The organism is Glycocaulis sp., assembly GCF_052168375.1.
Lineage (GTDB): Bacteria > Pseudomonadota > Alphaproteobacteria > Caulobacterales > Maricaulaceae > Glycocaulis.
On record NZ_JBQLZR010000096.1, the window covers coordinates 1 to 12,890 of the forward strand.

The 12,890-nt window shown below is 65.0% G+C and carries 13 protein-coding genes; 9 read left to right on the forward strand and 4 right to left on the reverse strand.

Annotated elements, in window-relative coordinates; genetic code table 11:
• The 4 genes from ACTS2Z_RS03745 to ACTS2Z_RS03760 all read right to left on the reverse strand — a co-directional run.
• The coding region (locus ACTS2Z_RS03745) for a dihydroxy-acid dehydratase domain-containing protein (RefSeq protein WP_442571889.1) at positions 1–293 on the reverse strand (293 nt) is incomplete at its 3' end.
• Positions 290–1,612, reverse strand: a complete 1,323-nt coding sequence (gene thrC / locus ACTS2Z_RS03750) for a threonine synthase (protein WP_442571890.1) — start codon at positions 1,610–1,612, stop codon at positions 290–292. The genes thrC and ACTS2Z_RS03745, both read right to left, overlap by 4 nt.
• Positions 1,609–2,556 (reverse strand): homoserine kinase, encoded by a 948-nt coding sequence (locus ACTS2Z_RS03755; RefSeq protein ID WP_442571891.1) that lies wholly within the window; start codon positions 2,554–2,556, stop codon positions 1,609–1,611. The genes thrC and ACTS2Z_RS03755 overlap by 4 nt, the downstream gene beginning before the upstream one ends.
• A 30-nt stretch (positions 2,557–2,586) precedes the next feature.
• Positions 2,587–4,368 (reverse strand): homoserine dehydrogenase, encoded by a 1,782-nt coding sequence (locus ACTS2Z_RS03760; protein ID WP_442571892.1) that lies wholly within the window; start codon positions 4,366–4,368, stop codon positions 2,587–2,589.
• A gap of 139 nt (positions 4,369–4,507) precedes the next feature.
• Between ACTS2Z_RS03760 and ACTS2Z_RS03765 the strand changes: the two genes are divergently transcribed.
• From ACTS2Z_RS03765 to leuD, 9 genes are all read left to right on the forward strand, one after another.
• On the forward strand, positions 4,508–4,921 hold the full coding sequence (locus tag ACTS2Z_RS03765) for a hypothetical protein (protein ID WP_442571893.1): 414 nt from the start codon (positions 4,508–4,510) through the stop codon (positions 4,919–4,921).
• On the forward strand, positions 4,918–5,058 hold the full coding sequence (locus tag ACTS2Z_RS03770) for a hypothetical protein (RefSeq protein ID WP_442571894.1): 141 nt from the start codon (positions 4,918–4,920) through the stop codon (positions 5,056–5,058). Before ACTS2Z_RS03765 ends, ACTS2Z_RS03770 begins: the two co-directional genes overlap by 4 nt.
• A gap of 94 nt (positions 5,059–5,152) precedes the next feature.
• Positions 5,153–6,169 carry a ketol-acid reductoisomerase gene (ilvC, locus tag ACTS2Z_RS03775; RefSeq protein ID WP_442571895.1) on the forward strand — a complete coding sequence of 339 codons (1,017 nt, stop codon included), beginning with the start codon at positions 5,153–5,155 and terminating at the stop codon, positions 6,167–6,169.
• Between the two features lie 21 nt (positions 6,170–6,190).
• A complete protein-coding gene (gene ilvG, locus ACTS2Z_RS03780; RefSeq protein WP_442571896.1) occupies positions 6,191–7,888 on the forward strand; it encodes an acetolactate synthase 2 catalytic subunit in 1,698 nt (565 codons plus the stop codon).
• Between the two features lie 3 nt (positions 7,889–7,891).
• Positions 7,892–8,152 (forward strand): ACT domain-containing protein, encoded by a 261-nt coding sequence (locus tag ACTS2Z_RS03785; protein ID WP_442571897.1) that lies wholly within the window; start codon positions 7,892–7,894, stop codon positions 8,150–8,152.
• A complete protein-coding gene (locus tag ACTS2Z_RS03790; RefSeq protein ID WP_442571898.1) occupies positions 8,149–9,753 on the forward strand; it encodes a 2-isopropylmalate synthase in 1,605 nt (534 codons plus the stop codon). The genes ACTS2Z_RS03785 and ACTS2Z_RS03790 overlap by 4 nt, the downstream gene beginning before the upstream one ends.
• Before the next feature lie 10 nt (positions 9,754–9,763).
• Positions 9,764–10,738 carry a branched-chain amino acid transaminase gene (locus ACTS2Z_RS03795; protein WP_442571899.1) on the forward strand — a complete coding sequence of 325 codons (975 nt, stop codon included), beginning with the start codon at positions 9,764–9,766 and terminating at the stop codon, positions 10,736–10,738.
• On the forward strand, positions 10,716–12,149 hold the full coding sequence (gene leuC / locus ACTS2Z_RS03800) for a 3-isopropylmalate dehydratase large subunit (RefSeq protein WP_442571900.1): 1,434 nt from the start codon (positions 10,716–10,718) through the stop codon (positions 12,147–12,149). Before ACTS2Z_RS03795 ends, leuC begins: the two co-directional genes overlap by 23 nt.
• Positions 12,139–12,717 (forward strand): 3-isopropylmalate dehydratase small subunit, encoded by a 579-nt coding sequence (leuD, locus tag ACTS2Z_RS03805; protein ID WP_442571901.1) that lies wholly within the window; start codon positions 12,139–12,141, stop codon positions 12,715–12,717. Before leuC ends, leuD begins: the two co-directional genes overlap by 11 nt.
• Positions 12,718–12,890: the final 173 nt, after the last annotated feature.

Sequence of the window (12,890 nt, forward strand, 5' to 3'; positions counted from 1 at the left end):
CTCATCAGGCTGGCGCGCATGCCCTCGGTGCCCATGGCGATGCCGTCTGTCACCACGATAGTGTTGAAATCAACCGGCGTGCCGCCAGCGGCGAGAATGCCTTCGCGCGCATGGTCAGCGAGCGTGTTGAGATGCATGTTGCACGGTGTCACGCTGGTCCACGTATTCACGATTGCAATCATGGGCTTTGCCATCGCGGCATCGTCATAACCGGCGGCGCGCAGCATCGCGCGCGCAGGTGCACGGTTCGGCCCCTCTACAAGGGTCCGCGACGGAGAAGGCTTTTTTGTCATGCTGTCAGTCCTGCAGGGGCGAAATCAGTGGCAAACGCCCGGTCCAGCGCCCGGCTCAGGGCAGGCAGGCTGGCGGTTATGTCGGTGACGCGCGTCTGACGCGCCAGTACCGAGCTGAGGGCCTTGCCGGGCGCGATGGCTGACCCGGTCAGGGGTTCGACCACGTCGGCAAACTTGAAGGGGTGAGCCGTAGCCGCTGCGATCCAGACGCGTTGTTCGCGCGCGCCCTCCGGCAGCCGGTGCCAGGCCTCTGCGGCAATCGCCGAATGGGGGCACCAGACATAGCCGGTGCGGGCATGATCATCACGAATGCGCGCGCTCAAGGCAGCATCATCGACCCTCTCGACACTGATCGCGGCGAGATCGGGTTCGAGATGTTTCAGGCGCTCGAAATTGCTCGGTGCGCCGATATCCATGGCATTGGCGAGCGTCTGGACCGACGGACGCGGACGATAGACACCGCTTTGGCTCCAGTCGTGCAAGGTGTCATTGGCATTGGTGGCAATGACGATGGGTCCGATCGGCAGGCCCATCGCGCGCGCATAAAGTGCCGCGAGCCCGTGCCCCAGATTGCCGCTGGGAATGATAAGGCCGGGCATGACGCCGCTGCTGCGCCAGACCTTCAGGGCGGCCTCGGCCAGATAGACCATTTGCGGCAGCAGGCGGACAATATTGATTGAATTGGCGGAGGTCAGACGGTGACGCCGCGACAGTGCCTCGTCATTGAAGGCCTGCTTTACCAGCGCCTGGCAGGCGTCGAAATCACCATCTGTCCGGAAGGCCCGCACCGGGTCGTTCCAGCAGGTCAGCTGATGCTCTTGAAACGGTGATACCCGTCCGCGCGGGAAAAGCACGGCGAGGCGCACACCCTTGCGGCCTTCCGCCGCCTGAGCCGCCGCGCCGCCGGTATCACCGGACGTCGCCACGAGCACCGTAAACGGATCATCGGCGTCACCCAGCGCATCGAGCGCACCCATCAGGAAGCGGGTACCGAAATCCTTGAACGCGCCGGTCGGTCCGTGAAAGAGTTCGAGCGCCCGCAGCCCGGGCCGCGCCGGATCGGGAATGACGAGCGGCACCTCGAAGTCGAAGGCTGTCGCGCACAAGGCAGGCAGATGTTCGGCCAGCGGGTCGTTCTCGAAGAACGGGGCCAGCAGTGTTTCCGCGAAACCCGCGAGAGGCTGGCCAGGTTCAAAAGCGCCCGCTTCGAAACGCGGCAGGCTGTGAGGGATGTAAAGCCCGCCGCCCGGCGCGCCTCCACGCCTGATGGCATCGCTCAAGGCGACACTCTGCCCGCCGCGTGTCGAAACGTATTTCACCCCACCGCCTCCGCGACAGGCTCCAGCCGCGCGCCGCGCGAACGGATGGGGGCATGATAGGTCTGTGCGGTCTGCCCTTCGGCGGCAAAGGCATCGCGCATGGCCGCCTCCACCTGCTCGCGGTCACCTTCCGCGCACCACGCAAAGATGGACGGGCCCGACCCGGAAAAGGAGCAACCCAGAGCGCCAGCCTGCAGCGCGGCGGCCTTCACCGCCGGCAGGGCCGGCAGAAGATAGCGGCGCTGCGGCTCGACAAGAACATCGTCAAGACCGGCCTTGATGAGTTCATGGTCGTTGGCGGCGCAGCCTGCCACAAAGGCGGCCAGACGGCGTGAATGGTCGACGACGGTCTCCATGGGAATGGTCGGCCGCAAAATGCCGCGCGCGGCACGGGTTTCAATCTCCGCATCGGGATGGGCGATGATGGAGACGATGCCGCTTGGCGCCGGGATGCGCCGTACCTGACCTGGCTCAAGCCGCGCAGCGATCACTAGGCCGCCCAGAAGGCTCGCCATCACATTGTCCCACGGGGGTGGATCGGAGGACACGCGTTCGCCTTCAAGCGCGTACATGAGCAGGTCCTCATGCGCGAAGGGCTTTTCAAGCAGGCCGTTTACGGCAACCGCTGCTGCGACCGCGCTGGCGGCGGAACCGCCCATTCCGGCGCTCAAGGGCACGCCCTTTTCAATGTCCAGGGTGACACCGAATTTCGCTCCCGCAGCCTCCAGAAGGGCGCTTGCGGCGGCCAGCGCGGTATTGCGTTCCGGCTGGGGCGGCAGGGACTTCAATCGTCCCGTCACAGATCCCAGCCGGACACCGGGCTTTTCCTCCCGGCGGGCCGTCACGACATCCTGCAAGGCTTCAAAGGCCTGTCCGAGAATGTCGAACCCCGGACCCACATTGCCGATACTGGCAGGCGCACTCGCTTTGGCGACGGTTTTCATCGCGCGCATCCTTTCCCTTCCGCCCACCGGTCAGGCCCTCAGGAGCGCAGGTGCGCCGGACCGCGCCGATGCGGCGTGTTTCACGCCTGCAGGCTCTGACAGTCCGCGCTGAATGTCCATGATGTCTGCAAACACCGCAGCAGCGGTTGGCCAGCGCCCGGCACCCTTGCCGAACAGCGCCTGCACGCTGTTGTCCCGCCCCGTGAGGATGAAGCGGTTTTCCTCGTTCCTCGCACCGGCAAGCGGGTGATGCGATGGCACGGGCCGCACGCGCACCTCGGCCTTGAGCGAGCCATCGGGCTTCAGTTCGCACACGCCGATCTGCTTGTAGACCTGACCGGCGGCGCGCGCGCTCTTCACCTCGTCCGGGCTGACCGCCGCCAGGGAGTCCTTGGGTATGTCCGCCGGGTCCACGGCGCGGGCAAAGGCCTCGCGGATCAGCAGTGACAGCTTGTCGGCAGCGTCATGGCCGTCGACATCGGCTGCCGGGTCTGCCTCGGCAAAGCCCAGACGCTGGGCCTCTTTCACGGCGTCGTCAAACGCATCGCCGGCGGCCAGGCGATCGAGCAGGAAATTCGCTGTCCCGTTCATCACGCCCTCGATGCGGACCGGACCACCGGTGCGAGATAGGCGCTCCAGCGTTTCCAGGATGGGCGTTCCGCCGCCCACGGCCGCCGAATAGGCAAGGCGTGCCCCGCTCTGACGCGCGGCGCCGTGCAGGGCGTCATAATGGCGGGCAAGGGCGGCCTTGTTGGCCGTTACCACATGCGCGCCGCCGGCCAGCGCGCCTTGCATGATCTCGGCCGGATAGTCAGCGCCGCCAAGCAGTTCCACAACCAGATCAGGCTGGTGCGAGAGGGCGCGCTCGATACGGTCGGTGAAGGACACGCCGTGCATCTGCCCGCGTGCCTCGGGCTTGCGTACCAGAACCGGGTTCATCTCGAACAGGTCCGGGCGCGAGCGCAAATGGGCCAGCACTCCGGCGCCCACCGCGCCGCAACCGAGCAAGGCCACGCGCAAGGGGCGGGCCGGGCTGACCGGCGCCTTGCGGGCCGGCGCTGAGCAGATGCGTGTCGCCTCGGCAGCGCCCATCGCAGCGATCTCGATGACGACGCCGGCAGCCTTTGCCGCGGCTATGGCCTTGGGCTGGATCAGGCCGGAGCTGGCCTTCGCCGCTGCGTCATAATCCAGCTCGGCGTAGCGCTCCGCGTCCGGATTTTCCGCCGGATCTTCGGCATAGACGCCGTCCACATCCTTGATCAGCCGCACCCGCGCTGCGCCGCACTGCGCGGCGAAGAACACCGCCGTCAGGTCCGTGCCGCCCCGGCCCAGCGTCACCGCACCATAGCTTGCGTGTTCGGCCGTGAAGCCCGGTACGGCCAGCGCCTCGTGCTGGGTGAGGGCCGCCGCCACGGCCTCGCTGTCCAGCCCGGAAAGATTGGCATCAAGCGGGTCGCCTTCGGCGCGAAGACCGATCTCGTGCGGGTCAAGAACCGCAGAACGCACGCCGATACGCGCCAGCGCCAGACCCATCAGGGCGGCCGAGCGAAGTTCACCCACCCGCGCAAGCCGGGCCAGCATCGCCGCGTGCGGGGTTGCGCCTGCACCGCCCACCTGTTCGCCCTGTGCCAGCAGGCTGTCGGTCTCGCCGGCCAGCGCAGAGACGACCGCGATCACCTTCTCGCCTCGCCGGACATGGCGGAACACCTCCTGGGCGGCAGCATCGTAATCGGCTTCGCATTTGAGGACGGAGCTTCCGAACTTGAGCACGCAGAGCGGCGCTCGGACGGATTGAAGGGCATCGGCTTTCATGGCGGTTTCCTGTTTCGTGTCTGGGCTGGCTGGATTTCGGGCAAGAAAAAACCCGCTCGCCGGGTGGGGAGCGGGTCGGTTTGGTGTGGTGAGGGTGTCGCCTCGTCAGACCATATCCGTTCCGCCCCCGGGGCTACCGGTGGTGGTGGTGATGGTCGTGGTAATGGTGAGCGTGAGCGATGCGCACACGGCCGGGAGGCGCAGCATCGCTGCGGTCTCAAGGCGCAAATTCTGGGCGTTGCCCGGCTGCATCGGCTCTGTCCTGCTCATGGCGCGCTCGCATTGCTGCAAGTGCTCATTGGAGGCAAGTCTGGGTGCAAACACGCTGGCGCGTCAAACAGAAATTTTGAAAAAATGCTTCAAAGGCGTCTATGAAGCAGCCAAGGGGCAATTCAAGCCATTGAAAAATATCATTATAAATAGAAAAACATTATCCGGACAAATTTGGGCTTGCGCTTTTGCTGCGCATGCCTCACCGTTTTCGCAGATGCGAGACATGACCGTTTCGCACCGTCAGGCCCGCATGATTGCGGGCATAGGGGAACAGGTATGAGCCGCCGCGCCATTGCCATGGCTGCCCGCGCAGAGCGCGAGACCCGGACACGGATGATTGCCGTGACCGGTCTCATTACGCTCGTACTTGTAGTCGTACTTACCATTCCCATACCGGGAGCGGTTGTCCCTGCCTGACGGTCCACACAAGACCTGAAACGCAAGACCCCCGCTCCCGACCGGAAGCGGGGGTTTTCTTTTGCGCCATGCGCACCCAAGGAGACCTCGAACCATGAACGCCCGGATCTACACAGACAACGACGCCAATCCCGCCGCCCTGAAGCCGGGACCGGTCGCGATTATCGGCTATGGCAGCCAGGGCCGCGCCCATGCGCGCAATCTGCGAGATAGCGGCCACGAGGTGATTGTCGGCGCCCGTGCCGGTGGCCGTGCCGAAGCCGCCGCCAAGGGCGACGGCTTCACCGTGATGAGCCCGGCTGATGCTGCGGCCAAGGCGAACTTCATCGCGCTTCTCACGCCGGACATGTCCCATGCGGAGGTCTATACGCGCGACATCGCCCCGAACATGAAATCTGGCGACGCGCTGATGGTCGCGCACGGCTTCTCCATCCATTACGGCCAGATCCAGCCGGCAAAGGACATTGATGTCATTCTGGTTGCGCCCAAGGGACCCGGCGATCTCGTCCGCCGCGAGTTCGAGCGCGGGGCTGGCGTGCCGAGCCTGTTTGCCGTCTGGCAGGATGCATCCGGCAAGGCGCGCGACAAGGCTCTGGCCTATTGCGCGGGCAATGGCGGCACGGCAGGCGGCGCAATCGAGACAACGTTTGCAGAGGAAACCGAAACCGATCTCTTCGGTGAGCAGGCCGTCCTGTGCGGCGGGGCCAGCGAGCTGGTCATTGCGGGCTATGAGACTCTTGTCGAGGCCGGCTACCAGCCTGAAATCGCTTACTTTGAATGCCTGCACGAGCTGAAGCTGATCGTCGACCTCATGTATGAGGGCGGCCTGGCCAAGATGCATTCCTTCATCTCGGAAACGGCCAAGTATGGCGATCTGGTCTCCGGCCCGCGCGTCATCAATGCCGAGACCCGCGAGCGCATGCGCGAAGTTCTGCGCGACATCCAGACCGGCAGCTTTGCGCGTGACTGGGTGCTGGAAAACCAGGCCGGCAAGCCGCGCTATGGCGCGCTGCTGCGCGAGGACCTCGACCAGCCGATCGAACATACCGGCCAGCGCCTGCGTGAGCGGATGAGCTGGCTGCAACCCGGCGCCAATGCCGGTCAGGCCTGAGGCCAAGCGAGAGACGCCGTCATGAACCCCGCCAGCTCTTCCACGCTCGACATGCAGCCGGTCCCGGTGACCGGTGCCCGGCTCGTCATCGACGCGCTGGAGCGTGAGGGCGTAAGCCATGTCTTCGGCTATCCGGGCGGCGCGATCATGCCGGTCTACGATGCGCTGACGGCCTCCAGCCTGAAACATATCCTGGTGCGCCATGAACAGGCAGCCGCGCTTGCTGCCGATGCCTGGGCCCGCGTCACCGGCAGGCCGGGCGTGTGCCTGGCTACTTCAGGCCCGGGCGCGACCAATCTGGTGACCGGTCTGGCCAACGCCTTCATGGACTGTGTGCCGATGGTGGCGATCACCGGTCAGGTGGCCTCCCCCTTGATGGGAACGGACGCCTTTCAGGAGATAGACACGTTCGGCATCACCCTGCCGGTGGTGAAGCATTCCTGGCTGGTGCGCGATGCCGCTGATATTCCCGACGTGTTTGCCGAAGCCTTCCGCTTTGCCAGTTCGGGGCGGCCAGGCCCGGTTCTGATCGATCTTCCCAAGGACGTAACGCAGGCCAACGGCATTTCCCCCCGTTCGTTAGCCTGCCGGACGGCGGCGCGGGCCGTATTTCCCCTCGATGCGAAGGCACTCGCTGCGGCGGACAGCCTGATCGCTACGGCCCGTCGCCCCGTCCTCTATTTTGGTGGCGGCATTGCCATTGGCCGGGCGGAAGAGGCCTTGCGGGCCTTCTTCCAGCGCAGCCGCATTCCGGCAGTGGCTACCCTGAAGGGTCTGGGCGCGCTGCCGACCGACTGGCCGGGCTATCTTGGCATGCTCGGCATGCATGGCACGCGTGCAGCCAATATGGCGGTCAATGATTGCGATGTGCTGATCTGCGTCGGCGCGCGGTTCGATGACCGGGCCACGGGCAAGCTGGACAGCTTCGCGGCCAATGCCCGCGTCATCCATATCGACGGCGATGCGGCGGAAATCTCCAAGCTGCGGGCCGCCGATGTTGCGCTGGCTGGCGATATCAGCGCCATTCTCTCCGCTCTGTCAGGTCAGACCGGCGCGATTGATGGCTGGCGTCGCACCTGCGCGGAGAACGCCGAGCGCTGGGCCTTCCGCTACGATGCGCCGGGCTCGGGCATCTATGCGCCTGCCCTGCTGAAGGAAATCTCGAAAGCTGCAGGGGACAATTTCATCGCGACCTGCGATGTCGGCCAGCACCAGATGTGGGTGGCCCAGCATTGCCGCTTCTCCCGGCCGCAGGCCCATCTGACCAGCGCGGGTCTCGGTACGATGGGCTATGGCTTGCCTGCTGGTATCGGCGCGGCACTGGCCGAGCCGGATGCCACTGTCGTCACGATCAGCGGCGATGGTTCCATCATGATGAACATTCAGGAGCTGGCGACCCTGCGCCGCTACCGCATCCCGCTGAAGATCGTCCTGATCGACAACGCGCAGCTGGGCATGGTGCGCCAGTGGCAGGAGCTGTTCTACGAGGAGAATTTCTCCGAGGTCGATCTCTGGGACAATCCCGACTTTGCCGAGCTCGCCCGCGCCTTCGGCATCGAGGCCTTCACCCTCGACCGGCGTGAGGATGTTCCCGGCGCCATCGACCGTCTTCTCTCTACCCGCGGACCGGTGCTGTGCCATGTGCGCATCGATCCTCGCGAGAATGTCTGGCCGCTCGTGCCGCCGGGCAAGTCCAATTCCGACATGATGGAGGCCTGAGCCATGACCACTCGTATCGACATCGATTTTCTGCCTGCCGAAGGGGCTGTGGTGCGTCTTATCGGTCTTGTGGAACGCCGCGGTTATGAGCTGGACGGGGTAAATTACGCTCCTTCGACCGGCACCCACCGGCTGAGCATGACGGTGCGCCCGCGCCCCGGCCTGCGCCGGATTGAAACGCTGAAAGCCCAGATCGCACGTGTCTATGGCGTTACCAGCGTCCATGCGCTGGCCTCGCCCACACGCCTGGAGGCCGCGTCATGAGCCAGGCACCCATAACCATATTCGACACCACCTTGCGCGATGGCGAGCAGGCACCCGGCTTTTCCATGAACGAGGCCGGAAAGCTGAAAATGGCGCGCGCGCTCGCGGCGCTGAAAGTGGACGTGATCGAGGCTGGCTTTGCTGCGGCCTCGCCCGGCGATGCACGGGCCATCGAGCGCATCGCCAGCGAGATCGAGGGGCCGCGCATCTGCTCGCTCGCGCGTGCGTCGGCGGGTGATATCGATGCGGCGGCAGCAGCCCTGAAACCGGCTGCGCGCAAGCGCATCCATGTTTTCCTCGGCACCAGCCCGATCCATCGCGAATTCAAGCTGAAGATGAGCCCGGCGGAGATACTGACCGCGATTGCGGACATGGTCGCCCATGCCCGCTCCCATTGCGAGGATGTCGAGTTCTCAGCCGAGGACGCGATCCGCACCGAGCCGGGTTTTCTCGTCGAGGCCCTGTCGACCGCGGCTGCAGCTGGCGCGACGACGCTGAACGTGCCGGACACGGTCGGCTATGCGACGCCCGAAGAGGTGTTCGAGCTTTTCCGCATGCTGGGCAAGAAGGTCACCCGCAACGAGGACGTGATCTTTTCAGCCCATTGCCACAACGATCTGGGCCTTGCGGTTGCCAATTCGCTGGCGGCCATTCGCGGCGGTGCCCGCCAGGTGGAGTGCACCGTCAATGGCATTGGCGAGCGCGCAGGCAATGCGGCGCTGGAAGACATCGTCATGGCGATCCGTACACGGCGCGATGCCACGGGCGTGACGACCGCCATCCATACACCCGCCATCATGGAAGCCAGCCGCACCCTGTCGCGCATCACCTCCACGCATCCGCCGCGCAACAAGGCGGTGGTAGGCGCCAATGCCTTCGCGCACGAGGCCGGCATTCACCAGCACGGCATGCTGATGAACCGTGAAACCTACGAGATCATGAAGCCCGAAGATGTCGGACTGCCGGCAAGCTCTCTGGTGCTCGGCAAGCATTCGGGCAAGCACGCTCTGGCCGCGCGCGCGGCAGAGCTGGGCTTCACGCTGGAGGGCGACGCGCTCTCGCGTGCGTTTGCCGACTTCAAGCAGGTCGCCGATGAGGTAGGCACGGTTGATACCGCGCGCCTTGCCGCGCTCCTGTCGCGTGCGGACGGCCAGACCGATGAGGAGCTGTGGACCCTGTCGCGCGTGGAGATTCGCGCGCCGCTCGCCTCCAATGCAGATCCGGTTGCGCGTGTCGAGCTGAACCATCCGCGCCGGGGCCGTGTCACCGATATTGCGGCGGCGCCCGGAGCCATGGATGCGGCCTTTCTGGCGGTCAGCCACATCATCGGGATCGAGGCCAATGTCGAGACTATCGACATGCAGTACATCGCAGCCGAAGCTGAGGAAGCAGGCAGCAAGGCCCAGCTGGCGGACGTGCTGATCGAAATGACAGTATCGAGCAGCGGCGAAAGCTTTACCGGGCGGGCGCGAAATCGCGACATCCTGCCGGCCTGTGTCAGCGCGTATATCGACGCGCTGTGCAATGCCAGCGCCGTGGCGCGCCACCGTGCGCGCACCGGTTCCACCCATCCAGCGGCCAGCGGTGTCGCAGCAGAATGAAGGTATCACCATGAGTATCCAGGAAGTCGAACACATCTGGCACAACGGCCGACTTATCCGCTGGCATGATGCCAAGGTCCATGTGCTGACCCATGCCCTGCATTACGGAACCTCGCTGTTTGAGGGTATCCGCGTCTATGACACGCCCGACGGACCGAAAGGCTTCCGTGTGCATGACCACATGCAGCGCCTGGTCGATTCGGCGAAGATCTACGGCATCACGCTGGACTATGACGCTGCCGCGCTGACGCAGGCCTGCCTTGAGACGGTCGCCGCCAACAATCTGCGCTCGGCCTATATCCGGCCGGTAGCCTTCCTTGGCTATGGCTCGATCGGTGTAGCGCCGCTCACCTTGCCGCCGGTCGAGATATACATGGCCGCCTTCCCCTGGGGGGCGTATCTGGGCGATGAAGGCCGCACCAAGGGCGTTGATGTCTGCGTATCGTCCTGGAACCGGCTGGCACCCAATACGGCTCCGACCGGCGCCAAGGCGGGCGGCAATTATCTCTCCAGCTTCCTGATCTCGCGCGAAGCCAAGCTGAACGGCTTTGCCGAAGGCATTGGCCTCGACACGGAAGGCCGGCTTTCCGAAGGCGCGGGCGAAAACATCTTTGCGGTGAAAGACGGCCGCATCCTGACCCCGCCTGCTGCCTCTTCCATCCTTCAGGGCATCACCCGCGACAGCATCATCAAGCTGGCGAAAGCCGAAGGCATCGAGGTCGTGGAGCAGGCTCTGCCGCGCGAAATTCTCTACCTCGCCGACGAGATTTTCTTCACCGGCACCGCGGTGGAGCTGACCCCGGTCCGCTCGGTCGACCGCAAGCCGACCAAAGCCGGCGGCCCCGGCGAAATCACGAAATGCCTGCAAGACCGCTTCTTCGGCCTCTTCGAGGGCCGCACACCCGACCGCTGGAACTGGCTGGAGCCAGTGCCGGCAAGAGACACTGACAAGGAAACCGAAAATGGAAAGCGCATCGCCGTCTGAACCGCGCACGCTGTTCGACAAGCTGTGGGACCGCCATGTCGTGGTGCCGGAGACACCGGAAGCTCCGGCCATTCTCTATATCGACCTTCACCTCGTTCACGAGGTGACGAGCCCGCAGGCCTTTGCGATGCTTGACGAGCGAGGGTTGAAGGTGCGTGCGCCGCAGCGCACCTTCGCCACGCTCGACCACTCCACACCGACGACGCCGCGCGCCAGGGGGCAGCGTCCGGTCTATTTCAGCCCTGCCGCCCGCGCCCAGGTGGAGCGTCTGGAAGAGAACTGTGCCCGTCATGGCATCCCGCTGGCGGGTTGGGGAAGCTCTGACCGCGGCATCGTGCACGTGATGGGCCCGGAGCTGGGCCTGACCCAGCCCGGCATGACGATCGTGTGCGGCGACAGCCATACCTCGACGCATGGCGCCTTCGGGGCGCTCGCCTTTGGTATCGGCACTACTGAAGTGGCCCATGTGCTGGCTACCCAGACCGTGCTCCAGCGCAAGCCGAAAACCCTCAAGGTCCATGTTGATGGCCGCCTGCCTTACGGCGTCGGTGCCAAGGACATGATCCTTGCCATCATTGCAAAGCTCGGCGCTGGCGGCGCAGCCGGTCATGTTATCGAGTATTGTGGTCCGGCTATCGAGGCCCTCTCCATGGAGGGCCGCATGACGGTCTGTAACATGTCGATCGAGGCTGGCGCGCGCGCAGGGCTGATAGCGCCCGACGAAGTGACCTTCGCCTGGCTCTCCGGGCGTGAACATGCGCCCAAGGGGGCTGCCTTCGAGGCGGCCCGCCTGCGATGGAAGCAATTGCGCACCGACAAGGGTGCGCGCTTTGACCGGGAGGTGCGCCTCGATGCCAGCCGCCTCTCGCCCATGGTTACCTGGGGCGCATCTCCGCATATGGCCGCCCCGGTCGATGCCAACGTGCCACGTCCGAAAACCGCAGATGATGCCAAGGCACTTGCCTGGATGGGGTTTGCCCCCGGCGAGACGCTTCTGGGCGAGGTGGTGCACACCGTCTTCATCGGCTCGTGCACGAATGCGCGCCTGTCGGACTTGCGTGAAGCGGCCTTCGTCATGGCAGGGCGCCATGTGAAGCCGGGCGTACGCATGCTGGTTGTTCCGGGGTCGGAGCGTGTCCGCAAAGCTGCCGAGGCCGAAGGCCTCGACGCCATCTTCCGGACCGCTGGCGCGGAATGGCGCGAGCCGGGATGCTCGATGTGCATTGCCATGAATGGCGATAGCGGAAAGCCCGGAGAGCTCGTCGTCTCCACTTCCAACCGCAATTTTGCCGGCCGGCAAGGCCCCGGTGTCCGCACCGTTCTTGCCAGCCCCGCAACCGCCGCGGCGGCAGCCGTGGCCGGGGCGATAACCGATCCACGCCGGATGATGGAGATGTGTGGTGCAGCCTGAACCCGTAACCGAAATCCGCTCGCGCAGCTTCGCCCTGGCCGAGCGTAATATCGACACCGACCAGATCATTCCGGCCCGGTTCCTGACCACGACCGAACGCGGCGCGCTGGCCGAGGCCTGCTTTCGCGACTGGCGCTTCGACGATGCCGGAAATCCTACCACGCACCCGCTCAACAGCGTCGACACGCACAGTCATGGCGTGCTTCTGGCGGGAGACAATTTCGGCTGCGGCTCCTCGCGTGAGCATGCCCCCTGGGCCTTGCGCGATTTCGGCGTCCGGGCTGTGATCACCACACGGGCAGGCGACATCTTCAAGGCCAATGCTGCCAATAACGGGCTGGTGGTCGCGGAAATCGACGCTGAATCCCACGCCGCACTGCTCGAACGCGAAGGCGAGGAAGTGATTGTCAGCCTCGCCGACATGAGCGTGACCAGCGGCAATATACGGGCCGGCTTCGCGCTGGAGCCATTTGCCCGGACCTGCCTGATGGCCGGTCATGATGCCCTCGGATTCATCCTTGCGCGCGAGGACGAAATCGCCCGGTTCGAAGCATCCCGCGCAGCCTGAGGCGCAAGCTGCCGCGCAGGGCTTTGCCAGACGCGTTCCGGCCTAGTAGAAGCGGCGGTTCATCCGCCGCTTCGCCTTTTTCCGATAGGGATTGCCCGCCGTGTCCGAGACGTATGATTTCACCGCGATTGAAACCAAATGGCGCCAGCTCTGGGCCGAGCGCGATACCTATC

What these genes read in the sequence shown, in the direction of transcription:
- ACTS2Z_RS03755 (WP_442571891.1), bottom strand. Translation starts at nt 2,556, where the DNA reads ATGAAAACCGTCGCCAAAGCGAGTGCGCCTGCCAGTATCGGCAATGTG.
- ACTS2Z_RS03760 (WP_442571892.1), bottom strand. Translation starts at nt 4,368, where the DNA reads ATGAAAGCCGATGCCCTTCAATCCGTCCGAGCGCCGCTCTGCGTGCTC.
- ACTS2Z_RS03770 (WP_442571894.1), top strand. Translation starts at nt 4,918, where the DNA reads ATGAGCCGCCGCGCCATTGCCATGGCTGCCCGCGCAGAGCGCGAGACC.
- ilvC (WP_442571895.1), top strand. Translation starts at nt 5,153, where the DNA reads ATGAACGCCCGGATCTACACAGACAACGACGCCAATCCCGCCGCCCTG.
- ilvG (WP_442571896.1), top strand. Translation starts at nt 6,191, where the DNA reads ATGAACCCCGCCAGCTCTTCCACGCTCGACATGCAGCCGGTCCCGGTG.
- ACTS2Z_RS03785 (WP_442571897.1), top strand. Translation starts at nt 7,892, where the DNA reads ATGACCACTCGTATCGACATCGATTTTCTGCCTGCCGAAGGGGCTGTG.
- ACTS2Z_RS03790 (WP_442571898.1), top strand. Translation starts at nt 8,149, where the DNA reads ATGAGCCAGGCACCCATAACCATATTCGACACCACCTTGCGCGATGGC.
- ACTS2Z_RS03795 (WP_442571899.1), top strand. Translation starts at nt 9,764, where the DNA reads ATGAGTATCCAGGAAGTCGAACACATCTGGCACAACGGCCGACTTATC.
- leuC (WP_442571900.1), top strand. Translation starts at nt 10,716, where the DNA reads ATGGAAAGCGCATCGCCGTCTGAACCGCGCACGCTGTTCGACAAGCTG.